The sequence below is a fragment of the Variovorax sp. NFACC27 genome (assembly GCF_048301545.1).
Classification (GTDB): Bacteria; Pseudomonadota; Gammaproteobacteria; order Burkholderiales; family Burkholderiaceae_C; genus Variovorax; species Variovorax gossypii.
On record NZ_CP157613.1, the window covers coordinates 1,444,283 to 1,468,907 of the forward strand.

Genomic DNA, 24,625 nt, shown 5'->3' on the forward strand with positions numbered 1-24,625 from the left:
GCTATTGTGTCAGCCGGTTTTCGCTGGCGGCGAAGCTGACGAAGAATTCGTTGCCCTCGGGCCCGCCCGGCACCAGCGCGCGCCGCTCGTAGCCGATGGTGGCGCCGTGCCGCCGGCACAGTTCGCGGCAGAGGAACAGGCCGAGCCCGCTGGAGCGGCTCTCGGAAGAAAAGAAGGGCTCGAACAGGTGCCGCTGCACCGCCGGCTCCAGCGGCGCGCCGTCGCTCCACACCATCAGGCTCGGGCGGCTGCTGCCGCTTCGCTGCTGCGCGGTCAGCACCTGGATCGCGCCCTCGCGCGTGCTGGCGTAGCGCGAGGCGTTGTCCAGCAGGTTCACGATCAGGCGGCGCAGGTGCTCGGCGTCGAAGCGCACGTCGCAGTTGGGCGCGTCGAGCGACACCAGCACGCCCTTGCGCTGGGTCTGGCGCACCCATTCCTCGGCCAGCACCTGCACGGCCGGGTCGAGCACCAGCTGCTCGCCCAGCGACAGCACGCGCTGCTGGCGCGCGCGGGAAACGTCGAGCACGTCGTCCACGATGCGCGCGAGGCGCTGGGCGTTGTGCTGCACCATGCTCGTGAGCTTGCGGTGGGCCGGGTCGGTCAGGTCCTCGTTGAGCAGCGCGCTGGCCTGCGTGATGGCGGCCAGCGGGTTGCGGATCTCGTGCGCCACGGCCGCCGACATGCGGCCCATCGCCGCCAGCTTCTCGGTGCGGATGCGGGCCTCGAGCTCGCGCAGGTCCTGCAGGAACATCACGCAAAGGCTGTCCGCGCGCTTCTCGCTGGTGGGTGTGAGCCGCGTGCGCACGCGCACCTCGCGCGCCGCGCCGCGCGCCTGCGCCACCGGGATTTCTTCCGACTGCGGCGCTCGCCGCGCGAAGGTCTGCCGCGCCAGCGCCGCAAGCGCATGCCAGGCGGGTTGGGCATGCAGCGGGAACGGCAGCGTCAGCTTCGCCAGCCCCTGGCCGAGGATGGCGTCGGCTGCCGGGTTGGCCGCATGCACCAGGCCCTCGGCATCGATCACCAGCACGCCTTCGCTCAGCGTCTCGATCACCAGGTCGTTGACCTGTGCCTGCATCTGCGCGCTGCTGCGGTTGCGCTGCGCCACGGCCTCCTCGCGGGCCAGCCGGCGCGCCATCTCGTGCGCGAGCAGCGCCACCACGAAGAAGCCGGTGCCGGTGAGCGCCGCCTGCACGAAACGCGGCGACGAGTCGCCCGACTGCTGCAGCCAGTGCCAGCCCGCGTCGGCGAGCAGCAGCAGCGTGACGGTGGCGGAGGTGCCAAGGCTCACGATCATGGTGCCCAGCACCGCGCTCATGAGCACCGGCAGCGCGAACAGCGGCGTGTAGTTGACGTTGCCGCCCTGCAGCACCTGCAAGGCGGTGAAGGCCGCCAGGTCGATGCCGATGGTCAGCAGCCACAGGGTGGTGAAGCCGCGGATCGGCGGCTGGAAGCGCGTGTAGCGCATGCCCAGCCAGGCCGTGGCCAGATACAGCGCCGAGGTGGCGATGGCCGCCGGCTGCATCGTCTGCCCGATTGCGAAGGCCACGCCCTGCAGCAGCATCAGCACCAGCGCGACGAAGCAGCGCGCGCCCATGAAGCCGCGCCAGAGCCGGCCCAGCGCCGTGGTTTCGCCGGGGCCCTGGTCGAGCACGTCCCAGTCGGTGACCGGCTCGCCGCGCGACCAGATCGGGGAGCTCATTGCCTTGCTGCGGCTTCGCGGTGCGCGGTGCTGCAGTAGACCGCGCCGCCGGGTCCGGCGATGGCCTCGGTCGCGGGCAGGTGCAGCCCGCAGTGGGCGCAGCGCACCATGGCCTGCGGCGTGCCGGCCGCCGTGCGCTGCTGTTGTTCCTGCGCCTTGGCCGCGCGCTCGCGCATGGCGTCGCGCATCTCTTCGCGCCGGTTCTTGCGCCAGAGCCAGATCGCGACCCATAGCACCGCGAGGACGAGTAGGTATTTCATTTCAACTGGCCATTGCGCTTTCCGCCGCTTGCACGCCATGGAACCGGCATGGCCAGTTCAAGGGACAACGCGGAGCCGGCTTTGCCGGGCCGCAGGTGTCGCTCCCGGTGAGGGGGGTGGCGAAGCGACACGCAGTGCGCGGAGCCTGGGGGAGTTTCATACAGGAGGGCGCGCAAGGACGACTTCGAGCACGAAGCGTGAGCCCACGTAGGCCAGCAGCAGCAGCGCCGAGCCGGCGTAGAGCACGCGGCGCGCGGTACGGCCGCGCCAGCCGAAGCGGGCCCGGCCGATCAGCAGGATCGCGAAGGTGATCCAGGCGAGCACCGAGAAGATGGTCTTGTGGTCCCACTTCCAGGCGCGGCCGGCGGAGCCGTACAGCTGCTCGCTGAACAGCAGGCCCGCCAGCAGCGTGGCCGAGAGCAATACGAAGCCCGCGGTGACGAAGCGGAAGGTGAGCCGCTCGAGCGTGAGCAGTGGCACGCCGCCCTGCGGTTCGGCGGCAGCGGCCAGGCGGATCTGCTTTTCGGCGCGGGTGATCAGCCAGGCATGCACCACGGCCGCGCCGAAGAGACCATACGAGGCGATGCCCAGCGCCAGGTGCAGCGGCAGCCACGGCGAGGCCGTGACATGCAGCGGCGTGCCCGGAAACAGGATGGCCAGCAGCACGGCGGCCGCGCCCAGCCAGGCGAGCGCGCGCCGCACCTTCAATTGGGGATACATGCGGCTTTCGACCGCGTAGACAGTGAGCACCAGCCATGCCGTGACCGACAGCGCGGGGGCGAAACCGAAGCGCGGCTGGCTGCCGATGAGGCCGTGGCCCAGCGCGGCGGCATGCAGGAGCCATGCGATTCCCAGGGCCCACTGGGTCGATTGGCGGCTCAGTCGGGTGCCCGCGGCGGCTACGAATCCGTAGGCAACCGCGGTGGCGATGCCCAGTGCCACGCCGAGCGGGGAGGGGATCGCTAAAATCATCGGCCGGAGTTTAGCGTCTCGCTCTTGCGTTCCCGGCGCCCGGCTTCAAGTTCTTTCCCGTCTCCCAGGCTTCTCATCCGGCCCGCACCGCAGCGGGCAGCAAGGCATTCCCCTCATGGCCACCGCCCTCACAGAAAAGTTCTCCCGCCTCGTCAAGACGATGAGCGGCCAGGCCCGCATCACCGAAAGCAACGTGCAGGACATGCTGCGCGAGGTGCGCATGGCGCTGCTGGAAGCCGACGTGGCGCTGCCCGTGGTGCGCGACTTCGTCGCCCGCGTGAAGGAAAAGGCGCTCGGCCAGGAAGTGCTGGGCTCGCTCAAGCCGGGCCAGGCGCTGGTGGGCATCGTCAACCGCGAACTCGCCGCGACCATGGGCGAGGGCGTGTCCGACATCAACCTCGCGGCCCAGCCGCCAGCGGTGATCCTGATGGCCGGCCTGCAGGGCGCCGGCAAGACCACCACCACCGCCAAGCTCGCCAAGCACCTGATCGAGAAGCGCAAGAAGAAGGTGCTCACCGTGTCGGGCGACGTGTACCGGCCCGCCGCCATCGAGCAGCTCAAGACCGTCACCAAGCAGGCCGGCGCCGAGTGGTTCCCGAGCACGCCCGACCAGAAGCCGCTGGACATCGCGCGCGCCGCGCTCGACCACGCCAAGCGCCACTACTTCGACGTGCTGCTGGTCGACACGGCCGGCCGCCTGGCCATCGACGAAGTGCTGATGGCCGAAATCAAGCAGCTGCACGCGGCGCTCGACCCGGTCGAAACGCTCTTCGTGGTCGATGCCATGCAGGGCCAGGACGCGGTCAACACCGCCAAGGCCTTCAAGGAAGCGCTGCCGCTGACCGGCATCATCCTGACCAAGACCGACGGCGATTCGCGCGGCGGCGCGGCGCTGTCGGTGCGCCAGGTGACGGGCGTGCCGATCAAGTTCGCCGGCGTGAGCGAGAAGATCGACGGCCTCGAAGTGTTCGACGCCGAGCGCCATGCGGGCCGCATCCTGGGCATGGGCGACATCGTCGCGCTGGTCGAGCAGGTCACGGCCGGCGTCGACGTGGCGGCGGCCCAGAAGCTCGCGGCCAAGGTCAAGAGCGGCGCGGGCTTCGACCTCAACGACTTCCTCGGCCAGCTGCAGCAGATGAAGCAGATGGGCGGCCTCTCCAGCCTGATGGACAAGTTGCCCACGCAGATGGCCGCCAAGGCCAGCGAGGCCGACCTGAGCCGCGCCGAGCGCGATATCCGCCGCAAGGAAGGCATCATCAACAGCATGACGCCGCTGGAGCGTCGCAAGCCCGAGCTGCTGAAGGCCACGCGCAAGCGCCGCATCGCCGCCGGTGCCGGTGTTCAGGTCCAGGAAGTGAACCGCCTGCTCAACGAGTTCGAGCAGATGCAGGGAATGATGAAGAAGATGAAGGGCGGCGGCCTCATGAAGATGATGAAGCGCATGGGCGGCATGAAGGGCATGGGCGGAATGGGTGGCCCCGGCGGGCCCAAGCTGCCGTTCTGATCGGACGCCACACACATATATATAAGCAAAGCAAGAAGGCCCGCCGGGATGAACCGGCGGGCCTTCTGTCTTTCAGGTCTGCATTTCAGGTCGATACCTCGTAGACCGTCTCGTGCGCCTCGACCGGCGCCGGCAGCTCCCAGCGATGCAGCATGCGCTCGATGCCCGCGTTCGACAGCGTGGTGTCGCGCTCGCGGTTGCGACGCATCAGCTCCGCGTGCGGCACCTCGAGGTACACCAGCTCGATATGCGCGTGGTAGGCCCACAGCAGGTCGAGCGTCTTGGTGCGCATCTGCTGGCTCAGGTGCGTGGCGTTCCAGACGAAGCGCTCCTGCCTGCGCAGCAGCGCCTTCGCCTGGTCGACCGCGTGGTGCGCAGCGAGCCCGTCGTTCTCGCCGTGCTTCAGGCCCAGTTCGGCGCGCGCATCGTCGAAGGACACCACCGGCCAGCCCTTGCGGTGCTGCGCCACCCAGTGGTTCTTGCCGCTGGCAGGCAGGCCGCACATCACCGTCACCTGCGAGCCCGCGTTCTGGAACAACGCGTAGTCGGGGCTGGTGTCGGCGCCGCGGAAGTAGGCCAGGCGCGTATGGGCGTCGGCCATCTTTCTCGGGCCTTCCCAGCAGCCTTCCTCCTGCGCCAACTGCTCGAAGAGCGCGATGTCGGCCATGCTGTCAGCACGCTTCTCGTAGTGGCGGCCCAGCATGTCGCAGCGCGCCACGCAGCACAGGTCGGGCAGGCTCAGCTCCCACGAGAGCTTGTGCACCAGCCACTCGGGCCGCACGCCCTTGCGCGAGGCGAAGGCATGGAAGGGCACCTGGTGCACCGCGATGATCCGGCACACCGCCTCGCGCAGCGCGAAAGGCACGCGGGCCTTCCACATCAGCACGCGCACGTCGACTGCGCCACGGCGCGAATGGCCGGGCTGGCCGATGCGGCCGCTGGCCTCGTCGATCACGGTGGTGTCGGGCTTGGCGATGTCGTGCAGCAGGCAGGCCATGAACAGCACGAAGCGGCCGTCGGCATCGGCGCGCTGGTAGTGGTCGTCCTGCATGAGCGCGTCGAGCACCATGCGCGTGTGGATGCCGACGTTGCCTTCGGCGTGGTAGTACGGGTCCTGCGGCGTCTCCTCGAGGCGCAGCAGGGCCGGCAGCAGGTCGCAGCATTGCGCCCAGTCGGTGTCCTTGCCGGGAGCTGGCACCAGGGAGCGCAGATCGTCGTATGTCATCGCTGCCTCCCTTGGGTTGCCAGTTCGGCGGGATCGCGCAAGGTGCGCAGGCCCAGGTCCTGCCATGTCAGCCGCGGCGCCGGCGCGTAGAGGTCCACGCCCGGCGCGAGCTGGTTCGGCAGCACCGGCCGGCGGCTGTGATGCGAGCCCGAATCGAGGATGGTCTGGACGAAATCCGGGCGCACCCACTTGTAGCGGCCCGTCACCCGGCCGTCCGATTCGGTCTTGAGGTACAGGCCCTCGGCGAGGTCCGACAGATCGGTCTGCTGCCGCACGAGATCGAGCGGCTGGCCTTCCTGCGTCACGGCCTGCTCGAAGGCCGTCTTCCAGTCCGCGCTGCGCGCCAGCGAAGGCCGCACGAGCGAGCGCAGAGCCTTTGCATGGCGCGGTATTTCGCCCTCGTAGAGCACGGGCACCGGCAGCACCGGGCCGCCGTCGAGCAGCGCGTGCCGCGCCGGCGTCGAGAGAAAGCACTGCGACTGCCGGTCGTAGATGTCGAACTCCAGGAAGAAGGCCGGCAGCCGGTCGTACCAGCAGCTGTGCTTGGCGAAGCACCATTCGCCGTACATCACGTAGCGGTCTTCGAGCCGCTCCAGCAGCGCCGCTTCATGAGCGGCGGCCCAGTGCTTGAACAGGTTGAACTGGCGCTCGCCGGCCCCGCCCGCGAGGTAGTGGCCGCGCGACTGCAGCAGCAGTTCGCCCGCCGAGGTGAACGACACGGCTGCGTTGGCGCCATCGAGCTTTTCCTCGATGACGACGTGCATGCCGTGCAGTTCCGACAACGGCGTCTGGCCGTCGTCGCTGTCGCCGGCCTGCAGCCGCGAGTCTTCCAGGTGCGCAGTACGCGGGTACTTGAGCAGCGGAATCGATGAAAGAGAAGAGAGAGGAAACACGTTTGTTCTCCGGATGGAAACCAGGAAGAACCGACAACGTGCGGGAGCGAAGCTGGAAGCTGGGGAACGGATTGCGGTCAGCGGAAAGCGCAGCTTGGCGCCCGACATGACCGGCAATGAAGCGGTGTTGTCGGCGTCAGAGAGTGATGACGGCGAAACGGGGCACTTGGCGCTCCTGTGGATCGAAGGGATCCGTGGGTGGATGAAAAAAGAAGTGCGCGATTCTAGCCACGCGCCATGAAAAAAGCCGGCCCAGGGGCCGGCTTTTCGAGGCGGTGTGTCTTCAGCGCATCAGGCGGTTGCCAGCGCTGCCGGACGAGCCAGGCGCAGCGCGTGCATCCATGCGCGGCGCAGCACGGCCGGCGAGCGCGATTCCTCGGGAATCAGAAGGTAGCCGCGGTCGCGCAGCGTGGTGCCCAGCGCGATCTGGCTGGTCAGCACGGTCAGTGGAATCGCCAGCAGCAGCGGCAGGCCGACAGGCATGAGCCAGACCAGCGCGCTCGGATCGATCATCGCGACGCCGACGGCCAGCATGGCGATCACCAGCGTCATGGGAGCCAGCTGCGAGGCAGCGACCTTCCACGGCACGGCGGCGGCTTCGCGGGGAGGCGACTTCCAGTCGAGCTTGATGCCGGTGAGGGCGACCAGCACGAAGAGCGAATGAGCCAGCATGCGGACCGGAGCCTGCACGATGGCCAGGCCGGCTTCCATCGCCGAGCTCTTCACCAGGCCCCACAGGCCCCCGTACTGGCGTTGCTCGCCGCGCATCAGCACGGCGGCGATGCCCAGCACGCGCGGCAGGAACAGCAGGCACAGGGTCCAGACCCACAGGCCGGCCAGTTCGGCGGGCAGCACGTTCCAGCTCGAAACCAGGCTCGAACCGCTTAGCCACAGGGCCGTGCCCAGCGTCAGGAACGCGAGCCACAGGGGGGCCGAGACGTAGGCCATGGTGCCGGTCACGAACATCGCGCGGTGCACCGGGTGGATGCCGGGCTCGGCCATCAGGCGGGCGTTCTGCAGGTTGCCCTGGCACCAGCGGCGGTCGCGCTGCAGTTCGGCCAGCAGGTCCGGCGGTTGCTGCTCGTAGCTGCCGACCAGGTCGGACACCAGCCACACGTTGTAGCCGGCACGGCGCATCAGCGCGGCTTCGACGAAGTCGTGCGACATGATGCCGCCCGACATGCCGCCGGTGCCCTTGATCGGGGCCAGCGCGCAGTGCTTCATGAAGGGCTCGACGCGGATGATCGCGTTGTGGCCCCAGTAGTGCGACTCACCCAGTTGCCAGTACTGCATGCCCAGCGTGAACAGGCGGCCGGTGACACGCGAGGCGAACTGCTGTGCGCGGGCGTGCAGCGTGACGTGGCCGATGGCCTGCGTCGCGGTCTGGATGATGCCGGCGGTCGGGTTGGCTTCCATCAGCTTGACCATCGAGGTCAGGCAGTCGCCGCTCATCACGGAGTCGGCGTCGAGCACGACCATGTAGCGGTAGTCCTTGCCCCAGCGGCGGCAGAAGTCGGCCACGTTGCCGGCCTTGCGGTGCGTGCGGCGGGTGCGCAGGCGGTAGTACACCTCGACCTGCGGCTGGTTCGGGCTCTCGGCCAGCGCGGCGCGAAGGTCTTCCCAGGCGGCGCGCTCGGCGGCGGCGGTCTCGGGGTTGTAGCTGTCGGACAGCACGAACACGTCGAACTGCTTCGCGTGGCCGGTGGCCGCGACCGATTCGCAGGTGGCGCGCAGGCCGGCGAACACGGTGGCCACGTCCTCGTTGCAGATCGGCATGATGATCGCGGTGCGTGCCTCGGGGTTCATCGGGTGGTGGGCCACCTGCTTCGCCGAGAGGGAGTACTTGTCACCGCGCACGGAAACGTAGAAGCCCATGAGCGCGGTCACGAAGCCGGTCACGACCCAGCCCGACAGCAGGCCGTACAGGCCGATCTGGCCGTATTCGAGCCAGAGGTTGTCGTAGTCGGGTTGCACGCTGGCGAAGAGCGAGGACGCTATCACGGTGCTCAGCAGCGTGAGCATCATGAAGGCGAAGCGGCGGCGCGCGGCGGCGCGCTGCCAGGGCTGCTTGGCTTCGGTGGTGGGGTGAGCGCCGGCTTCGGCGTCACGGCCCGCGCCGAGCTTGACCAGCGCGGCGGTGCCGAGGCTGTTCCAGAAACCGCGCCAGGGGCGGGGCGTCATGGAGCCGCGGTTGACCGGGGGGGCGGTGACGGAGTTGGGGTGGCGTTCTTCGCGAACCTGGCTGCGGCGCGAGAAATCGGTGTCGGCCAGCACGTTCAGTTGGGAGAAGTCGTTCGGCTTCATGCGGTTTACCAACGTTGCTTGTCGAGGGAGGGGGTGTCGCCAATGGCCGGAAGGCGCTTGAAGACGCAATCCGTTGCGGCGCCGCCAGCGCTTGCGAGCGCGGCCAGCGAATGGCCCGCGGCGCGGGGCCGCGAGGGGGAAAACTGCTTTTGACGCAGGCCGTCGCGCTGCTGGCGCAGTGCGAAAGATGGGCTGGTAAGTGCTGTCATGCCAGTACAGGGGCAAACCCTGTGCCAGGCTGGAAAAACGCTTTCAGATCAACAGCTTAGGGCGATCCGAAGGCATTTTTCGGGGGCTGGACCCGCCAGAGGGCCTCAAAAACCCTGTTTTTGTCGCCGAATCCCGACAAGCCGCCAGGGCAGGTGGGCATACGCCATACAAATCAACGACTTAGAGGCGTCGCTACTCGGCGACAGCGTCGTTGCCCCCAGCGACAGCGTCGGCCTTGAAGTGTCCCGGGGTGAGCTCGTGCTTCTGCAGCAGCCGGTAGAACTCCGTGCGATTGCGGTCGGCCAGGCGGGCGGCGTCGGCCACGTTGCCGTCCGTCAGTTTCAGCAGGCCGACGAGGTAATCGCGCTCGAAACGCTGCTTGGCCTCGGCATAGGTCTGGACCTCCACAGTCGGCACGCGCAGTGCCCGCTGCACCAGCGCCAGCGGGATCAGCGGCGAGCTCGACAGCGCGCAGACCTGCTCCACCACGTTGTAGAGCTGGCGCACGTTGCCCGGCCAGGCGGCCATGGTCAGCGCCTTCAGCGCCTCGGGCGCGAAGCCCGACAGCCGCTTGCCGTACTTGGTCGACAAGCGCTGCAGGAAGTGGTTGGCCAGCAGCGGAATGTCTTCGCGGCGTGCCGACAGCGGCGGCAGCGTGAGCGTCACCACGTTCAGCCGGTAATACAGGTCCTCGCGGAACTGGCCGGCCTCCATTGCGGCGTCGAGGTCGCGGTGCGTGGCCGAGACGATGCGCACGTCGACCTGGATCGACTGGCTCGCCCCCAGCGGCCGCACGGCGCGCTCCTGCAGCACGCGCAGCAGCTTGACCTGCAGCGCGGGCGGCATGTCCCCGATTTCGTCCAGCAGCAGCGTGCCGCCGTCGGCCTGCTGGAACAGGCCCTTGTGATTGGCGTGGGCGTCGGTGAAGGCGCCCTTCATGTGGCCGAAGAGTTCCGACTCGAGCAGCGCCTCCGGAATGGCGCCGCAGTTGACCGCCACGAAGGGCTTGTCGGCGCGCGCGCTGGCCTTGTGGATGGCGCGCGCCAGCATTTCCTTGCCGGCGCCGGAGTCGCCGCGCAGCAGCACAGATGCGTCCGACTTGGCGACCATGCGCGCCTCGGCCAGCAGCTCGGCCATGCGGTTGCTGCGGCTCACGATCTCGGAGCGCCAGCTGTCGTCCCCGGCCTTGCTCGGCGTGGCGGCGGGGGCGCCGAGTGCCAGCGCCTGCGCGATCTTGTCGAGCAGCTCGCGGCCGTCGTAGGGCTTGGTGAGGTAGGTGAAGACGCCGCGCGCGGTGGCCTCGACCGCGTCGGGAATGGTGCCGTGCGCGGTCAGCAGGATCACCGGCAGCGAGGGATGGCGCTTGCGGATCTCGTCGAAGAGCTGGAGGCCGTCGCGCCCCGGCAGGCGGACGTCGCTCAGCACGAGCTGCGGATGTTCGATCTCGAGCTGGGTGAGCGCTGTCTCGGCCGAAGTGACGGCCGTGACCTGGTAGCCCGCCGAACTCAGCCGCATCGACAGCAGCCGCAGCATGTCCGGGTCGTCGTCGACCACGAGAAGGCGGGCGCCGGTGGTACTCATCGAAAAACCTCCGTGCTTCGCACTGCGGTGCGAGCTTGCTTGGGGCGGCCCGGCGCTGCGCTCATTGATTCGGTTTGCCTGTGTTGGGCGGCGCGGCAGGCATGGCCGGCGCCGGGTTGGTGTTGGGCCGCGCGAAGCTGCGCTCGATGGCGCGCAGGGCTTCGATGCGGTCGTTGAGCTGGTCGATGCGGCGCTGGCTGTCGCGCAGTGCCTGCACCTGCTTGTCGCGGTCGTCCTCGACGCGGCGCTGCTCCACGTAGCGTGCGGCCAGCGCGCGCGCCAGCGGCTGCAGCGCCTGCGCCTCGGGCGCGGGGTTGGAGATCACGCGCTGCAGCAGGCCCAGCGCGCGGGCCAGGTCGGCCGGCACGCGGGTCTGCGAGAGCAGCAGCGCCACCTGCATCTGCGCCGTGGGCGAATCGCCGGGGTCGCCCACGCGGGCGATCTCGGCGCTCAGGTCGGCGCCGTTGAGCGGGCGCACCTTGTCGGCGTACGACAGCATCGAGGCCACCGGCCCCTGCGTCATCAGCGTGAAGAGCGAGGCCGCGGGCTGCGTGGCCGGCGCCTTGGGCTCGGCCTCCACCGGCATCACGCGCGGCATGACCGGAGGCGGCGGCAGCGCATCGGCCTCCGGGGGCGGCTTGGGCTGCGAGGCGCAGGCGGCCAGCAGCAGGACGAAAGGCACGGTCATCGCCCCGGCGAAGGAGGAACGGCGGACGAACGGAAAAGACATGGGTCGAAGAAAGGACGCGAGGCGGTCGGACAGTATCTGGAGGGGGACGCCGGGGCGGTCAGGCCGTGCGCGGCAGTTCGATGCGAAAGCGTGCACCGGGACCGCCGGGCTGCAGGGTGATGCGGCCCCCGTGGGCTGCAATGTACTCCTGCACGATGGAAAGTCCGATGCCCGTGCCCTTCACGGTGTGTTCGGGCTGGCGCTCGCCGCGGAAGAAAGGTTCGAAGATCCGGTCGCGGTCACCCTCGGCGATGCCCGGCCCGGCGTCGTTCACGTCGATGTGCACCGCTTCCGGCGTCTGCGACACGGCCAGCGTGATGACACCGCCCGTTACCGAAAAGCGGATGGCGTTGCTCAGCAGGTTGGCGATGGCGGTGCCGAGCTTGGAGCGGTCGACCGTGGCCGTGACGGGGTCGCCCTCGGCCCGCACGCGCAGGCCGTGCGACTGCCACTGCAGGCGCTGGGCCTCGATCTGCTCCTCGATCAGCGGCAGCAGCTCGGTGCGCTCGCGGCGCAGTTCGCGCGCCTCGAAGGCGGCGGCGTTGAAGCGCAGCAGCGCCTCGATCTGGCCCTGCAGCGACACCGTGTTCTGGTTCAGGATCTGCGCCACTTCGAGCTGCGCCGGGTTCAGCGGGCCGGTCACGCCGTCTTCCAGCAGCGAGACGCCCTCGCGCAGTGCAGCCAGCGGCGTCTTCAGCTCGTGCGACACATGGCGCAGGAAGCGCGCCTTGTCGGCGTCGAGTTCGGTCAGGCGCAGCCGCAGCCATTCGAGCTGCTGCGACACGCGCCGCACGTCGGCCGGGCCGCGGATGTCGATGGGCTCGTCGAGCCGGTTCTGGCCGAGGCCGACGATGGCCTGTTCCAGCCGCTTGAAGGGCCGCGCCAGCCAGATGCCGAAGGCCAGCGCCAGGGCCGCGGCCAGCACGCTGGCGGCCACCACCTCGCGCATCAGCCGGCGGCGCGCGTTCTCGATGCGCCGGGCCAGCGCGTCGTTCTGCGTCTCGATGAGGAACTGCGCCTGCTGCGCGATGTTGGTGTTGAGGGCGTCGAGCTCGCGGAACTGCATCGCCATCGTGCTCTCGCGGGCGAGGGCGCTGTCGGCGCTGCCGCTCATCAGGCCCTCGATCACGCCGAGCTGGTTGCGCCACATGTCGATGCCGGCGGGCGGCAGGCCGTTCTTCTCGAGGCGCTCGAGCACCTGGTGCGCCTCGCGCGCGGCGTCGTCGAAGCGGCGGCGCAGCACGGCGTCGTTCAGCACCAGCGACTGGCGTCCGGCGCGCTCCATGGCGGCGCTGCGCTCGGCCAGCGACTGGGAGGCGCCCGACAGGCGCAGCGCGCGCGCGGCCGCGTCGCGGCTTTGCGTCATGAGCGCGTCGTACTGCAGCACGGAGCGCAGCGCCACGCCGACCAGCAGCGCGGTGATCAGGAGAAAGGCGAAGAGGAGGAGCTGCTGGAACGAGCCCCGTATGGACGGTCGCTTCGCCATCAGTGGTGGGCGAGCGCCATTGGCGATTCGTTGGTCGCTACCTCGCCGCGCAGCGTGTAGGCCAGCGAGCGGGTGATGCGCAGGTCGATCATCCGGCCGACCAGCCGGGCGTCGCCCTCGAAGTTGACGACGCGGTTGCAGGCGGTGCGGCCCATGAGCTCGTTCGCGTCCCTGCGCGAGGCGCCTTCCACCAGCACGCGCTGCGTGGTGCCCACCAGCGCCTGGCCGAAGCGCTTCACGTTGACGTCGATCACGGCCTGCAGCTTCTGCAGGCGCGCGAGCTTCACCTCGTGCGGGGTGTCGTCGTGCAGCGCGGCGGCCGGCGTGCCGGGACGCGGGCTGAAGATGAAGCTGAAGCTGGCGTCGAACTGGCAGTCGTCGATCAGCTTCATCATCTTGTTGAAGTCGTCCTCGGTCTCGCCGGGGAAGCCGACGATGAAGTCGCTGCTCAGCGCGAGCTCGGGGCGGATGGCGCGCAGCTTGCGCACCGTGCTCTTGTATTCCATGGCGGTGTAGCCGCGCTTCATGGCCATCAGGATGCGGTCGCTGCCGTGCTGCACCGGCAGGTGCAGGTGGCTCACGAGCTGCGGCACCTTCGCGTAGGCCTCGATCAGGCGCGGCGTGAACTCGTTCGGGTGGCTGGTGGTGTAGCGGATGCGCTCGATGCCGGGGATCTCGGCCACGTACTCGATGAGCAGCGCGAAGTCGGCGATCTCGGCGGTGTCGCCCATCTTGCCGCGGTAGGCATTCACGTTCTGGCCCAGCAGCGTGATCTCGCGCACGCCCTGGTCGGCCAGGCCGGCGATCTCGACCAGCACGTCGTCGAGCGGGCGGTTCACTTCCTCGCCGCGGGTGTAGGGCACCACGCAGTAGCTGCAGTACTTGGAGCAGCCTTCCATGATCGACACGAAGGCGGTGGCGCCTTCCACGCGCGCGGGCGGCAGATGGTCGAACTTCTCGATCTCGGGGAAGCTGATGTCCACCTGCGGGCGGTCGAGCCGTTCGCGGTCGCTCAGCATCTCGGGCAGGCGGTGCAGGGTCTGCGGGCCGAACACGATGTCGACGTAGGGTGCGCGCGCGATGATGGCCTCGCCCTCCTGGCTCGCCACGCAGCCGCCCACGCCGATCTTCACGCCCTTGGCCTTCAGGTGCTTCACGCGGCCGAGGTCGGAGAACACCTTTTCCTGTGCCTTCTCGCGCACCGAGCAGGTGTTGAACAGGATGAGGTCGGCCTCGTCCACGTTCTGCGTGGGCTCGTAGCCCTGGGCTGCGTTCAGCACGTCGGCCATCTTGTCCGAGTCGTACTCGTTCATCTGGCAGCCGAAGGTCTTGATGAATACTTTTTTCATGGGGAGCTCTCTCTCGTGGCCCGGCGCGGCGGCGGGGCGCAACGGCATATGGCGCGCAGCGCAAGAGGCTGCGCCGCCACCCGTCTCTTTCTTACTGCGTGTTGAGGGTGTCGTTCGAGGTGAACGGCCAGACGTTCAGGAACGGCTTGTTCAGCGATTCGCGGCTGGCGGTGGCTTCGTCGGGCGTGAGGATCCACACCTCGCGCAGCAGCCCGGCGGCGTCGCGCGTGTAGTTGACGAGGTACTTCTGGCCAATGATGGCGCCGGGCATCACCAGCATGTTCTGGCCGCTGCGGATGCGCGCGCCGGCGCCCAGGCGGTCGGGCTTGCCGTCGAGCTCGACGTCGGGCGCATTGGTCACCATGAACTTGCCGCGCAGGGTGCCGACGGGGAAGACGCGGCCGCCCACGAGCGATTCGTTCTGGGTCTGGGGGCGGGGCACTTCGTCCTGGGCACTGGCGGCGAGCGGGAAAAGGCCCATGGCCGCCATGGCTGCTGTGCAAAGCGCTATGTAAGTGAGAGCATTCGTAGGTTTCTTGCAGCGGTTCATGGGGTTTATCCAGAGGCTGTGGACCGGGGATTTTAGCGAGGGGGTGTGTTTCCTCGCGTCGGCCACAGGGTGTTGAGCGGGCTTCGGGTTGACCTGCTTTACATTTCTTTACAGAGGGCGTGATCCTCGGAAGTCAGCTGCTGATTCAATAGCTGCTGTCAGCCCAAAGTGCACAAGAACCCATGAAGAAAAGTGTCGCCGTCGCCCTTTCGGGCGTGTTGATCGTAGCCGTCGCAGGCGGGTGGTGGAGCATGTCCGCGGACAAGTCCGCCACAAAGAGCGCCAAGGCCCCGAACGCGGGTGCCGGCGGCGGCATGCCCGCGCTGGTGACGCTGGCCACGGCGAAGAAGCAGGACGTGCCCGTGACCGTGCAGGTCAACGGCAGCGTGGTGTCCCTCAACAGCGTCGACCTGCGCCCGCAGGTGACCAACACGGTGAGCGCGGTGCATGTGAAGGAGGGCCAGTTCGTCAAGGCCGGCCAGCTGCTCTTCACGCTCGACGACCGCAACGACCAGGCCAATCTCGCGCGCGCCCGCGCCCAGCAGCAGAAGGACGAGGCCACGCTGGCCGATCTCGAGCGCCAGTACAAGCGCAGCCAGGACCTGGTGGCGCAGAACTTCATCGCCAAGAGCGCGGCCGACGCCACGCTCTCGCAGCTGGAGGCGCAGCGCGCCGCCGTGGCCGCCGACCGCGCGGCCGTGCAGTCGGCGCAGGTGGCGTTGGGCTACGCCACGCTGCGCGCGCCCATCGCGGGGCGCATCGGCGCCGTGAACATCTATCCGGGCACGCTGGTGCAGCCGACGCTGTCGCTGGTGACCGTCACGCAGCTCGACCCGATCGCCGTGAGCTTCCCCGTGCCCGAAGGCAACCTGCAGGACCTGCTGGAGGCCGCGCGCTCGCGCTCGAAGGTCGAGGCGGTCGTCACCGGCCGCAAGGAATTGCTGACGGGCACGCTCGATTTCGTCGACAACACCGTCGATCCGCAGATCGGCACGGTGCGCGCCAAGGCCGTGTTCGCAAATGCCGACCAGAGCCTGTGGCCCGGCCAGTTCGTCGGCACGCGCATCACGGTGCGCACGCTCAACGGCGCCACGGTGGTGCCGGCCGCGGCGCTGATGATGCTGTCCGATGGTGCTTCGCTCTACGTCGTCGACGAGGCCAAGACCGCCACGCGCCGCAAGGTGAAGGCGCTTCACACCTTCGGTACGCAGGTGGCCGTGAGCGGCGTGGAGCCCGGTGAGCAGGTGGTGATCGAGGGCAGCCAGAACGTGCGACCCGGCGGCAAGGTGCGCGTGGATGCGAAGGCTCCCGTCGCGGCGCCGGGCGCTCCCGGTGCTCCGTCCAACGGCACCACGGGCGTCACGCCCGGCAGCGCGGCGTCCTCCGACGGCACCGACATCAAGCCGCCGCGCAAGGAACGCGCATGAACATTTCCGAGCTCTGCATCCGCCGTCCGGCGATGACGGTGCTGCTGTCCGCCGCCGTGGTGGTCATCGGCATCTTCGCGTACTTCAGCATCCCCGTCGCCGCGCTGCCCAGCTACAACACGCCGGTCATCAACGTCAACGCGCAGCTGCCGGGCGCGAGCCCGGACACCATGGCGTCGTCGGTGGCGCTGCCGCTGGAGAAGCAGTTCTCGACCATCCCGGGCCTGCAGACCATCAGCTCGGTGAACACGCAGGGCGTGACCTCGCTCACGCTCGAATTCGTGAGCAGCCGCGACATCGACGCCGCCGCCGTCGACGTGCAGGCCGCGCTGCTGCGCGCCCAGCGCCAGTTGCCGCAGGAGCTGACGCAGCTGCCTTCGTACCGCAAGGTGAACCCGGCCGACGCGCCGGTGCTGTTCATCGCGCTGATCTCGCCGTCGATGAATCCGTCGGAGCTCAACGACTACGCCGAGAACCTCATCTCGCCCACGCTCTCGACCATCGACGGCGTAGCGCAGGTGGGCGTGTACGGCCGCAAGGCCTTCGCGGTGCGAATCAAGGCCAATGCCGACCTGCTCAACGCGCGCAACATCACGCTCGATGAGCTTGCCAAGGCGGTGAACTCGGCCAACGCCAACACGCCGGTCGGCGTGCTCGACGGCCCGCGCCAGACGCTCACCATCCAGGCCAACCGCCAGCTCATGAAGGCGGCCGATTTCGCCAAGCTGATCGTCGGCCAGCGCAACGGCGCGCCGGTGCGGCTCGACGAAGTCGCCACCATCGAGGACAGCTTCGAGTCGGTAAAAACCGCCAGCAGCTTCAACGGGCAAGACTCCATCTCGCTGGCCGTGCAGCGCCAGCCCAATGCCAACACCGTGCAGGTGGTGGACGCGGTGCGCGCGCTCATCCCGCGCTTCAAGGCCGAGCTGCCGCAGTCGGTCGAGATCCAGATGGTGAACGACCGCTCGCTGTCGATCCGCGAGGCGGTGCACGACGTGCAGCTCACGCTGCTGGGCACCATCGCGCTGGTGGTGCTGGTGATCTTCCTGTTCCTGCACCGGCTGGTGGCCACGCTGATCCCGGCCGCGACCATCCCGATCTCGCTGATCGGCGCGGTGGCGCTGCTCTACGCCTTCGGCTACAGCCTCGACAACATCTCGCTGCTGGGCATCACGCTGGCCGTGGGCCTCGTGGTGGACGACGCGATCGTGGTGCTGGAAAACATCATGCGCTACGTCGAGAAGGGCATGGACCCGTTCGCCGCCGCGCTGCGCGGCGCGCGCGAGGTGGGCTTCACCATCGTGTCGATCTCGATCTCGCTGGTGGCCGTGTTCATCCCGATCTTCTTCATGCCGGGCGTGATCGGCCTGCTGTTCCACGAGTTCGCGGTGGTGGTGGCGCTGGCGGTGCTGGTGTCGGCCGTGGTGTCGCTCACGCTGGTGCCGATGCTCGCGAGCCGGCTGCTCAAGCAGGTGCCGCGCAAGGAAGGCGCGATCGACCACGAGGAAGAACACCCAGAGCCCGGCACCGCCATCGGCCGTGCCTTCGAGCGCGGCTACCGCAAGGTGCATTCGACCTACATGAGCACCCTCGACTGGACGCTGATGCACCGCAAGGTGATGCTGCTGGCGGCGGCGCTGACCTTCGTCGTCACCGGCTGGCTGTTCGCGACCATCCCGAAGGGCTTCTTCCCCGAGGAAGACATCGGCCAGATCCAGATCACGACCGAGGCCGCCGAGGACATTTCCTTCACCGCCATGAAGGCCCTGCAGGACCGCGTGGCCGCCGCGCTCAAGGACGACCCGAGCGTCGACTACGTGAGCTCCTTCGTCGGCGTGGGCGGACCCACGGCCACGCAGAACTCCGGCCGCCTGTTCGCCGTGCTCAAGCCGCGTAGCGAACGCCCGCAGATGTCGAAGGTGCTCGAATCATTGCGCCAGCGCTTCCGCGAGATCCCGGGCATCGCCGTCTACATGCAGCCGGTGCAGAACCTGCGACTGGGCGGCCGCCAGAGCAAGGCGCGCTTCCAGTACACGCTGCAGAGCGTGAACGCGGGCGAGATGGTGCCGTGGGCCACGCGGCTCATGGAGCGCATGCGCGCCGACCCCGACTTCCGCGACGTGACCAGCGACTCGCAGAACCGCGGCCTGCAGGCCACGCTCGACATCGACCGCGACAAGGCCGGCGTGCTCGGCGTGGCGGTGGGCGACCTGCGCACCGCGCTCTACAACGCGTACGGCGACCGCCAGATCGGCAGCATCTACGGCTCGAGCAACACCTACCAGGTGATCCTCTCGGCCGCAGACAACGACCGCCAGTTCGAGGAAGACGTCTCGCGCCTGTCGGTGCGCAGCACCACCGGCAAGCTGGTGCCGCTGTCGGCTTTCTCGACGGTCAAGCGCACCGTGGGCCCGACCGCGGTCAACCACCAGGGCCAGTTGCAGGCGGTGACGGTGTCGTTCAACCTCGCGCCCGACGTGCCGCTGGGCAACGCGACCGCGAAGATCGACCGCTTCAAGGACGAGCTGAAGATGCCGCAGTCGATCATCACCACCTACGGCGGCGATGCGGCGGTGTTCCAGAGCTCGCAGTCGAGCCAGGCCGTGCTGCTGGTGCTGGCGGTGCTTGTCATCTACGTGCTGCTGGGCGTGCTCTACGAGAGCTACATCCACCCGATCACGATCCTGGCGGGGCTGCCGTCGGCGGCCGTGGGCGCGCTCATTTCGCTGAAGCTCTTCGGCTTCGACCTCACGCTGATCGCGACCATCGGCATCCTGCTGCTGATCGGCATCGTGAAGAAGAACGCGATCATGATGATCGACTTCGCCCTCGAGGCGCAGCGCACCGAGGGCATGAAGCCTGTCGAGGCGATCCGCGAGGCCTGCCGCCTGCGCTTCCGCCCGATCCTGATGACCACGCTGGCCGCGCTCATGGGCGCGCTGCCGCTCGCGCTGGGCCTGGGTGCCGGCGCAGAGCTGCGCCAGCCGCTGGGCGTGGCGGTTGTGGGCGGGCTGATCTTCTCGCAGGTGATCACGCTGTACATCACGCCGGCCATCTACCTTGCACTCGACCGCTACAGCGGCACCGGCCCGATGGTGGACCTGCCGGGCGAGGAGAAGACGCCGCAGGCGAGCCAGGGCCCGGGGCACGCTGCCTCGCACGCCTGACGGCGCCTTGCGCCGCGCACCTGCCGCTCACTCGCCGGGCGTCAGGCCGGTGGCTGCGCGGCGATGCCCAGCTTGCGCAGCAGGCGATGGAAGTTGCTGCGGTCCATGCCGGCCTGGGCAGCCGCCCGGCTGAGGTTGCCGCCGTGACGGGCCACGCAGGCGGCCAGCCACTCGCGCTGGAAGGCTTCGGTGGCCTCCCGCAGCGTCACCGGCGTTCCGGTTTCGGCAGCCGCCGCCGTGGCCGGCAAATCGACGGGCGACGGCTGCAACGGCGCTTCCTCCAGCAACAGGTGCCGCGGCTCGATCGCCACCCAGCGCGCGCGAGGCGCGTGCTCGCGGTAGGCGCGCAGCGCGGCACGGCTGATCGTGTGTTCGAGTTCGCGCACGTTGCCGGGCCATGAATGCGCCAGCAGCGCGGTCCGCGCGGCGGGCGACAGGCGCAGGTTGCGCGCGCCCAGCCGGTGCTGGTTCTCCTCGAGGAAACCGCCGGCTAGCGCGAGCACGTCGCGGCCGCGCGCGCGCAGCGGCGGCACCACCAGCGGATAGACCGACAGCCGGTGGTACAGGTCGGCCCGGAACCGCCCCTGCGCGATGGCGGCGGGCAGGTCGCGGTTGGTGGCCGCGATCACGCGCACGTCCACGCGCAGCGTGCGATCGCTGCCCGGGCGTTGCAGCTCGCCGCCCTGCAGCACGCGCAGCAGCTTGGCCTGCACGCCCAGCGGCAGCTCGCCGACCTCGTCGAGGAACAGCGTGCCGCCGTCGGCCAGCTCGAACTTGCCGGTGCGGTCCTGGATGGCACCGGTGAAGGCACCCCGGCGATGGCCGAAGAGCTCGCTGTCGGCCAACGTCTCGGGCAGCGCCGCGCAGTTCACCTGGACCAGCGGCTGGGACCTGCGCCGCGAGCACGCATGCAGCCGCTGCGCCACGAGGTCCTTGCCCACGCCGGTCTCGCCCAGCAGCAGCACGGTGAGGTCGGAGGCACCCACGGTGTCGATCTCGCGGCGCAGCTGCTGCATCGCCGCGCTGGTGCCCACCAGTTCGCGCACGGCGGCGCGGCCGGACTGCCAGGCCTCGGCCAGCACCTGTTCCTGTGCCGTGCGCCGGGCCATGTCGCGTGCCGCATGCGCAGCCTCGATGCCCGACTCGACCAGCCGCACCAGCGCTTCCATCCGCGCGGGGCCGACGGCGTCGAAGGCCGAAGGCTCCAGCGCGTCGAGCGTGAGCAGGCCCCAGGTGTCGCCGCGCAGGCGCAGCGGCGCGCCCATGCAGTCGTGCACCGGCAGGATCTCGGGTTGGCCCGAGACGAGCCCGTCGTAGGGATCGGGCAGATCGCAATCGGGCGGAAAGCGCACGCCCGCCGGACTCTCGAGCAGGCGGGCGAAACGCGGGTGCGCCGCCACCGCGAAGCGGCGTCCCAGCGCCTCGTCGCTGAGGCCGTCGACCGCGACGGCGCGCAGCATGCCGTCCTCCAGCCGCAGCAGCGCCACCGCGTCGCAGCGCACGAGTTCGCGCACGGCCTTGAGGAGGGCGCCGAAGCGCTCGCCCTCGCTGGGGTGGTCGGGCCCCTCGGATGTGGTCATTTCTACGCTCATGGTGGTCGATTTGACAACATTTCTTGTGGTCGATTTGACTGTGTCGGAAAAAAAATGTTCAAAAACAAGGGCTTGCGAAGGCACGACGGCAGGCACGCTTCATGAGAAGGAAGAACGTTCCTTCACTACCTTCGAGTTTTCCAGCCATGTTTTCCGAACGCACCATCGCCCTCGTCAAGGCCACCGTTCCGCTGCTGCAGACGCAGGGGGAGGCGATCACCTCCCACTTCTATCGCGTCATGTTCGCGAACCATCCCGAGGTGAAGACCTTCTTCAACGAAGCGCACCAGGCCAGCGGCACGCAGGCGCGCGCGCTGGCCGGCGCGGTGCTCGCCTATGCCGCGAACATCGACCGGCTCGAGGCGCTGGCGGGCGCGCTGCCGCGGATCATCCAGAAGCACGTCGCGCTCGGCGTGCAGCCCGAGCACTACCCGATCGTCGGCAAGTGCCTGCTGCAGGCCATCCGCGAGGTGCTGGGCGACGTCGCGACCGACGAAATCATTGCCGCCTGGGCAGAGGCCTACGAGGCGCTGGCCGGCCTGCTGATCGCCGCCGAGGAAGATGCGTACGGCGCCAACGAGCGGCGCCCCGGCGGCTGGCGCGGCACGCGCCGCTTCGTCGTGGCGCGTCGCGAGCCGGAGAGCGAGCTCATCCTCTCGCTGTACCTAGAGCCCGAGGACGGCGGCCCGCTGCCCGCGTTCCTGCCGGGCCAGTACCTCACGCTGGTGCTGGAGATCGACGGCGAGACCGTGCGGCGCAACTATTCGCTTTCCGATGCGCCTGGCAAGCCCTGCCTGCGCATCAGCGTGAAGCGCGAGGAGGGCGGGCGCGTGTCGAACTGGCTGCATGCCCATGCCCGCCCAGGCACCGTGCTCGACGTGCTGCCGCCCAGCGGCGACTTCGTGCTGCAGCCCGCGCCCGCCGAAGGCCGCCCGCTGGTCCTCGTGACCGGCGGCGTGGGCATCACGCCGGCGATGAGCATGCTCGAAACCGCAGCGCCCACGGGGCGGCCGATCCGCTTCATCCATGCTGCGCGCCACGGCGGCGTGCATGCCTTCCGGGCGCGCGTCGACGCACTGGCGGCCGCGCATGCGAACGTGGAGGCGCTCTACGTGTACGACGCGCCGCGCGACGCCGACCGGCCGCACGCGACCGGCTTCGTCACGAAGGAGCTGCTCGCGCAGGCCTTGCCGCCGGACCGCGACGTGGACTTCTACTTCCTCGGCCCGAAGCCCTTCATGAAGGCGATGTACGCGAACAGCGTGGCGCTGGGCGTGCCCGCGCAGCAGATCCGCTACGAGTTCTTCGGGCCGCTGGAGGACCTGAGCGCGGATTGCTGATGCGGGGCGGGGAGCGAGGCTTCAGCTCGTGGTTTCGTCGAGCGGGCTGCCGGCCGAGAGGTGGGCGGTGTCGCTCCAGCCCACGAGGCTGAAGCCTTCGGGCGTCCACAGCATGCGGTTGATGGCCGCGTTGCCGAGCTGCCAGGTGCGTGGCGCCTGCAGCTCCTGGCGGGTGGCGGCGCGGTAGAGCACGTCCATCACGCCGCCGTGCGCGACCAGCACGACCAGTTCGCCCGGATGGCGCGCCGCGAGTTCGGCGGCCACGCCCGTCACGCGGTCGCGGAAGGTGAGAAGGCTTTCGCCGCCCTCGGGCTCGAATTCGGGATCGCGTTCGCGCCAGAGCCTGGCCTGCACGGGCAGAGTGGCCTCGATCTCGGCGAAGCTCATGCCCTCGAAGGTGCCGAATGCCCGCTCGCGCAGGCGCGGCTCGGGTTGCACGGCCAGGCCATGGGGCTCGGCGATGGCCTGCGCGGTCTGCCAGGCGCGCGACAGGTCGCTGGCATAGACGACGCCGATGGGCTCGTCGGCCAGCGCCGCGCCCGCGCGCTGCGCCTGCCAGACGCCGGTGGCGTTGAGCCCGATGTCGAGCTGGCCCTGGATGCGGGTGTCGACGTTCCAGGCGGTCTCGCCGTGGCGAACGGCGATCAGGCGGGTGGGTTCTTCCATCCGGGGAATTTTAAAAGCCGCTATTTCCGGGCCTGCGCCGTCGGCAGCTCGATGTTGACCCGGCGCTCGCCCTGCGGCGGGTTCGGGAAGCCCTGCAGCGCGGCCTGGAACATCACCGGCAGGATCGCCGCGCTCGAGGTGTAGGGGCCGTCGTTGCGGGCGCGGGTCTCGTAGACCACGCGGTTGGAGCCTGCCTCGCGAAGCACGATGCTCACCTCGCGCTCGTACCAGGGGTTGGCCGGTGGCGCGAACATGGGGCCGCCATACCAGCCGCCGCCGTACCAGCGCCGGCCGTAGTAGCCATAGCCGCCGTAGCCGTAGCCCCCGGGGCCGTTGTAGAGCCACGGGTCGGCCCAGGGCGAGAGGCCGGCCGTCACGCGCGCGCCGATCTGCGCGATGTACTGGGCCTTGGCATCGTCGCGGCGCAGGCCGACCTTGTCGAGCGCCGCGCCGGCCATGGCTTCGAGCGATTCCTGCCGCGCGCCGTCGGCCTGCTGCGAGGGCAGGCGGTCGAAGCGGTAGGTGGCGCCGGGCGCGATGGCGCCCGGGGAGGCGAAGCTCTTCACGTCGCTGTCGACCACCCAGGAGGTGGCGCAGCCTGTCAGGGTTACTGCAAGAAGAAGAGCCGGGATCGCAGATTTCATGAGGGTCTCCGGGCACTGTTGCCCAAAATTCCCCTGGGTTGCCCGTTCAGCCCTGGACGATGCGCAGGGCGGCAGGTGCCTGGGAGAGCAGATCGAAGGAAGGCGGGTCGAAGGCCTTGTCGCCCTCGTCGTCCGCCACGCCGGTCGCCTTCAGACCCTTGAAGTCGTGCCGCGTTCCGTCGAGCAGGTGCGAAGGCACCACGTTCTGCAGCGCGGTGAACATGTTCTCCACGCGGCCGGGATACTTCTTGTCCCATTCGTGCAGCATTTCTCCTACCTGCTTGCGCTGCAGGTTCTCCTGGCTGCCGCAGAGCGTGCACGGAATGATCGGGAACTCGCGGTGCTGGGCCCAGCGGATGGTGTCCTTCTCGGACACGTAGGCCAGCGGGCGGATAACGACGTGCCTGCCGTCGTCGCTCACCAGCTTGGGCGGCATGCTCTTCAGCTTGCCGGCGAAGAACATGTTGAGGAAGAAGGTCTGCAGCATGTCGTCGCGGTGGTGGCCCAGCGCGACCTTGGTGGCGCCCAGCTCGTCGGCCACGCGGTAGAGGATGCCGCGGCGCAGCCGGCTGCACAGGCCGCAGGTGGTCTTGCCCTCGGGAATCACGCGCTTGACGATGCTGTAGGTGTCCTGGTTCTCGATGTGGAAGTCCACGCCCAGTTCGCTCAGGTACTTGGGCAGCACTTCCTCGGGAAAGCCGGGCTGCTTCTGGTCGAGGTTGACCGCCACGATGTCGAAGTGGATGGGTGCGCGCGCCTTCAGCTTGAGCAGGATGTCGAGCAGCGCATAGCTGTCCTTGCCGCCCGAGACGCACACCATGACCTTGTCGCCCTCTTCGATCATGTTGTAGTCGACGATCGCCTGCCCGACCTGGCGGCACAGGCGCTTCTCGAGCTTGTGCGTCTCGCGCTCGATCTTCATGGAATTGGCGGGAGAGGAGGCGGTGGCGTCGGCGGTGGCGGGCGCCTCGTCGATCCAGACGGCGTTCATGGGCAGGCTGCTTCGGGGAGTCGGGGGAAGGGGGT

At 69.0% G+C, this 24,625-nt stretch carries 20 protein-coding genes; 5 read left to right on the forward strand and 15 right to left on the reverse strand.

Annotation, left to right across the window (positions count from 1 at the left end; all coding sequences use genetic code 11):
• Position 1: 1 nt before the first annotated feature.
• The 3 genes from ABL840_RS06765 to ABL840_RS06775 all read right to left on the reverse strand — a co-directional run bounded on the left by ABL840_RS06765 (position 2) and on the right by ABL840_RS06775 (position 2,931).
• A complete protein-coding gene (locus ABL840_RS06765) occupies positions 2–1,699 on the reverse strand; it encodes a two-component system sensor histidine kinase NtrB (protein ID WP_093196865.1) in 1,698 nt (565 codons plus the stop codon).
• On the reverse strand, positions 1,696–1,959 hold the full coding sequence (locus tag ABL840_RS06770; protein WP_093196863.1) for a PP0621 family protein: 264 nt from the start codon (positions 1,957–1,959) through the stop codon (positions 1,696–1,698). The genes ABL840_RS06765 and ABL840_RS06770 overlap by 4 nt, the downstream gene beginning before the upstream one ends.
• 156 nt (positions 1,960–2,115) lie before the next feature.
• Positions 2,116–2,931 carry a cytochrome C assembly family protein gene (locus ABL840_RS06775; protein WP_093196861.1) on the reverse strand — a complete coding sequence of 272 codons (816 nt, stop codon included), beginning with the start codon at positions 2,929–2,931 and terminating at the stop codon, positions 2,116–2,118.
• 115 nt (positions 2,932–3,046) lie between these two features.
• Between ABL840_RS06775 and ffh the strand changes: the two genes are divergently transcribed.
• Complete coding sequence (ffh, locus tag ABL840_RS06780; RefSeq protein WP_093196859.1) at positions 3,047–4,435, forward strand: signal recognition particle protein; 1,389 nt, start codon at positions 3,047–3,049, stop codon at positions 4,433–4,435.
• Positions 4,436–4,520: 85 nt separating this feature from the next.
• On the opposite strand, the gene ABL840_RS06785 is transcribed toward ffh, so the two are convergent.
• Entirely contained in the window at positions 4,521–5,660 is a 1,140-nt protein-coding gene (locus ABL840_RS06785) for an AAA family ATPase (protein WP_093196858.1), read from the reverse strand.
• Positions 5,657–6,553 carry an RNA ligase family protein gene (locus ABL840_RS06790; RefSeq protein WP_093196856.1) on the reverse strand — a complete coding sequence of 299 codons (897 nt, stop codon included), beginning with the start codon at positions 6,551–6,553 and terminating at the stop codon, positions 5,657–5,659. Before ABL840_RS06790 ends, ABL840_RS06785 begins: the two co-directional genes overlap by 4 nt.
• A gap of 13 nt (positions 6,554–6,566) precedes the next feature.
• Between ABL840_RS06790 and ABL840_RS06795 the strand changes: the two genes are divergently transcribed.
• Positions 6,567–6,794, forward strand: a complete 228-nt coding sequence (locus tag ABL840_RS06795; protein WP_093299759.1) for a hypothetical protein — start codon at positions 6,567–6,569, stop codon at positions 6,792–6,794.
• A gap of 50 nt (positions 6,795–6,844) precedes the next feature.
• Here ABL840_RS06795 and mdoH read toward each other — a convergent pair whose 3' ends face one another.
• The 6 genes from mdoH to ABL840_RS06825 form a co-directional block, all read right to left on the reverse strand.
• Entirely contained in the window at positions 6,845–8,857 is a 2,013-nt protein-coding gene (gene mdoH, locus ABL840_RS06800) for a glucans biosynthesis glucosyltransferase MdoH (protein WP_093196854.1), read from the reverse strand.
• Between the two features lie 402 nt (positions 8,858–9,259).
• Positions 9,260–10,648: a sigma 54-interacting transcriptional regulator gene (locus tag ABL840_RS06805; RefSeq protein WP_093196852.1), complete on the reverse strand. Its 1,389-nt coding sequence runs from the start codon at positions 10,646–10,648 to the stop codon at positions 9,260–9,262.
• A gap of 61 nt (positions 10,649–10,709) precedes the next feature.
• Positions 10,710–11,378, reverse strand: coding sequence for a hypothetical protein (locus tag ABL840_RS06810; protein ID WP_093196850.1), 669 nt, complete (start codon positions 11,376–11,378; stop codon positions 10,710–10,712).
• 58 nt (positions 11,379–11,436) lie between these two features.
• On the reverse strand, positions 11,437–12,864 hold the full coding sequence (locus ABL840_RS06815) for a sensor histidine kinase (RefSeq protein WP_093196848.1): 1,428 nt from the start codon (positions 12,862–12,864) through the stop codon (positions 11,437–11,439).
• Positions 12,864–14,213 (reverse strand): tRNA (N6-isopentenyl adenosine(37)-C2)-methylthiotransferase MiaB, encoded by a 1,350-nt coding sequence (miaB, locus tag ABL840_RS06820; RefSeq protein WP_093196846.1) that lies wholly within the window; start codon positions 14,211–14,213, stop codon positions 12,864–12,866. Before miaB ends, ABL840_RS06815 begins: the two co-directional genes overlap by 1 nt.
• 91 nt (positions 14,214–14,304) lie before the next feature.
• Positions 14,305–14,694 (reverse strand): hypothetical protein, encoded by a 390-nt coding sequence (locus ABL840_RS06825; RefSeq protein WP_240652098.1) that lies wholly within the window; start codon positions 14,692–14,694, stop codon positions 14,305–14,307.
• 320 nt (positions 14,695–15,014) lie between these two features.
• Between ABL840_RS06825 and ABL840_RS06830 the strand changes: the two genes are divergently transcribed.
• Together ABL840_RS06830 and ABL840_RS06835 are read left to right on the forward strand one after the other, a co-directional pair.
• Positions 15,015–16,190: an efflux RND transporter periplasmic adaptor subunit gene (locus ABL840_RS06830; protein WP_256228265.1), complete on the forward strand. Its 1,176-nt coding sequence runs from the start codon at positions 15,015–15,017 to the stop codon at positions 16,188–16,190.
• Entirely contained in the window at positions 16,187–19,357 is a 3,171-nt protein-coding gene (locus ABL840_RS06835) for an efflux RND transporter permease subunit (RefSeq protein ID WP_093196840.1), read from the forward strand. Before ABL840_RS06830 ends, ABL840_RS06835 begins: the two co-directional genes overlap by 4 nt.
• A 41-nt stretch (positions 19,358–19,398) precedes the next feature.
• Here ABL840_RS06835 and norR read toward each other — a convergent pair whose 3' ends face one another.
• Positions 19,399–20,937, reverse strand: coding sequence for a nitric oxide reductase transcriptional regulator NorR (norR, locus tag ABL840_RS06840; protein ID WP_256228264.1), 1,539 nt, complete (start codon positions 20,935–20,937; stop codon positions 19,399–19,401).
• Positions 20,938–21,095: 158 nt separating this feature from the next.
• Here norR and hmpA point away from each other — a divergent pair, with 158 nt between their 5' ends.
• Positions 21,096–22,289 carry an NO-inducible flavohemoprotein gene (gene hmpA, locus ABL840_RS06845; protein WP_093196836.1) on the forward strand — a complete coding sequence of 398 codons (1,194 nt, stop codon included), beginning with the start codon at positions 21,096–21,098 and terminating at the stop codon, positions 22,287–22,289.
• Between the two features lie 21 nt (positions 22,290–22,310).
• Here the strand turns inward: hmpA and ABL840_RS06850 are convergent, their stop codons facing one another.
• The 3 genes from ABL840_RS06850 to ttcA are packed head-to-tail and all read right to left on the reverse strand — an operon-like array spanning position 22,311 to position 24,590.
• On the reverse strand, positions 22,311–22,955 hold the full coding sequence (locus ABL840_RS06850; RefSeq protein WP_093196834.1) for a histidine phosphatase family protein: 645 nt from the start codon (positions 22,953–22,955) through the stop codon (positions 22,311–22,313).
• 20 nt (positions 22,956–22,975) lie between these two features.
• On the reverse strand, positions 22,976–23,599 hold the full coding sequence (locus tag ABL840_RS06855) for a DUF4136 domain-containing protein (protein ID WP_093196832.1): 624 nt from the start codon (positions 23,597–23,599) through the stop codon (positions 22,976–22,978).
• A 46-nt stretch (positions 23,600–23,645) separates the two neighbouring features.
• The gene (gene ttcA, locus ABL840_RS06860) at positions 23,646–24,590 is read right to left on the reverse strand and encodes a tRNA 2-thiocytidine(32) synthetase TtcA (protein WP_093196831.1); all 945 of its coding nucleotides are present in this window, start codon (positions 24,588–24,590) and stop codon (positions 23,646–23,648) included.
• Positions 24,591–24,625: the final 35 nt, after the last annotated feature.

Coding starts and splice junctions, on each gene's coding strand:
- ABL840_RS06765 (WP_093196865.1), bottom strand. CDS start 1,699: ATGAGCTCCCCGATCTGGTCGCGCGGCGAGCCGGTCACCGACTGGGAC.
- ABL840_RS06770 (WP_093196863.1), bottom strand. CDS start 1,959: ATGAAATACCTACTCGTCCTCGCGGTGCTATGGGTCGCGATCTGGCTC.
- ABL840_RS06775 (WP_093196861.1), bottom strand. CDS start 2,931: ATGATTTTAGCGATCCCCTCCCCGCTCGGCGTGGCACTGGGCATCGCC.
- ffh (WP_093196859.1), top strand. CDS start 3,047: ATGGCCACCGCCCTCACAGAAAAGTTCTCCCGCCTCGTCAAGACGATG.
- ABL840_RS06785 (WP_093196858.1), bottom strand. CDS start 5,660: ATGACATACGACGATCTGCGCTCCCTGGTGCCAGCTCCCGGCAAGGAC.
- ABL840_RS06795 (WP_093299759.1), top strand. CDS start 6,567: ATGGAAACCAGGAAGAACCGACAACGTGCGGGAGCGAAGCTGGAAGCT.
- mdoH (WP_093196854.1), bottom strand. CDS start 8,857: ATGAAGCCGAACGACTTCTCCCAACTGAACGTGCTGGCCGACACCGAT.
- ABL840_RS06805 (WP_093196852.1), bottom strand. CDS start 10,648: ATGAGTACCACCGGCGCCCGCCTTCTCGTGGTCGACGACGACCCGGAC.
- ABL840_RS06810 (WP_093196850.1), bottom strand. CDS start 11,378: ATGTCTTTTCCGTTCGTCCGCCGTTCCTCCTTCGCCGGGGCGATGACC.
- ABL840_RS06815 (WP_093196848.1), bottom strand. CDS start 12,864: ATGGCGAAGCGACCGTCCATACGGGGCTCGTTCCAGCAGCTCCTCCTC.
- miaB (WP_093196846.1), bottom strand. CDS start 14,213: ATGAAAAAAGTATTCATCAAGACCTTCGGCTGCCAGATGAACGAGTAC.
- ABL840_RS06825 (WP_240652098.1), bottom strand. CDS start 14,694: ATGGGCCTTTTCCCGCTCGCCGCCAGTGCCCAGGACGAAGTGCCCCGC.
- ABL840_RS06830 (WP_256228265.1), top strand. CDS start 15,015: ATGTCCGCGGACAAGTCCGCCACAAAGAGCGCCAAGGCCCCGAACGCG.
- ABL840_RS06835 (WP_093196840.1), top strand. CDS start 16,187: ATGAACATTTCCGAGCTCTGCATCCGCCGTCCGGCGATGACGGTGCTG.
- norR (WP_256228264.1), bottom strand. CDS start 20,937: ATGACCACATCCGAGGGGCCCGACCACCCCAGCGAGGGCGAGCGCTTC.
- hmpA (WP_093196836.1), top strand. CDS start 21,096: ATGTTTTCCGAACGCACCATCGCCCTCGTCAAGGCCACCGTTCCGCTG.
- ABL840_RS06850 (WP_093196834.1), bottom strand. CDS start 22,955: ATGGAAGAACCCACCCGCCTGATCGCCGTTCGCCACGGCGAGACCGCC.
- ABL840_RS06855 (WP_093196832.1), bottom strand. CDS start 23,599: ATGAAATCTGCGATCCCGGCTCTTCTTCTTGCAGTAACCCTGACAGGC.
- ttcA (WP_093196831.1), bottom strand. CDS start 24,590: ATGAACGCCGTCTGGATCGACGAGGCGCCCGCCACCGCCGACGCCACC.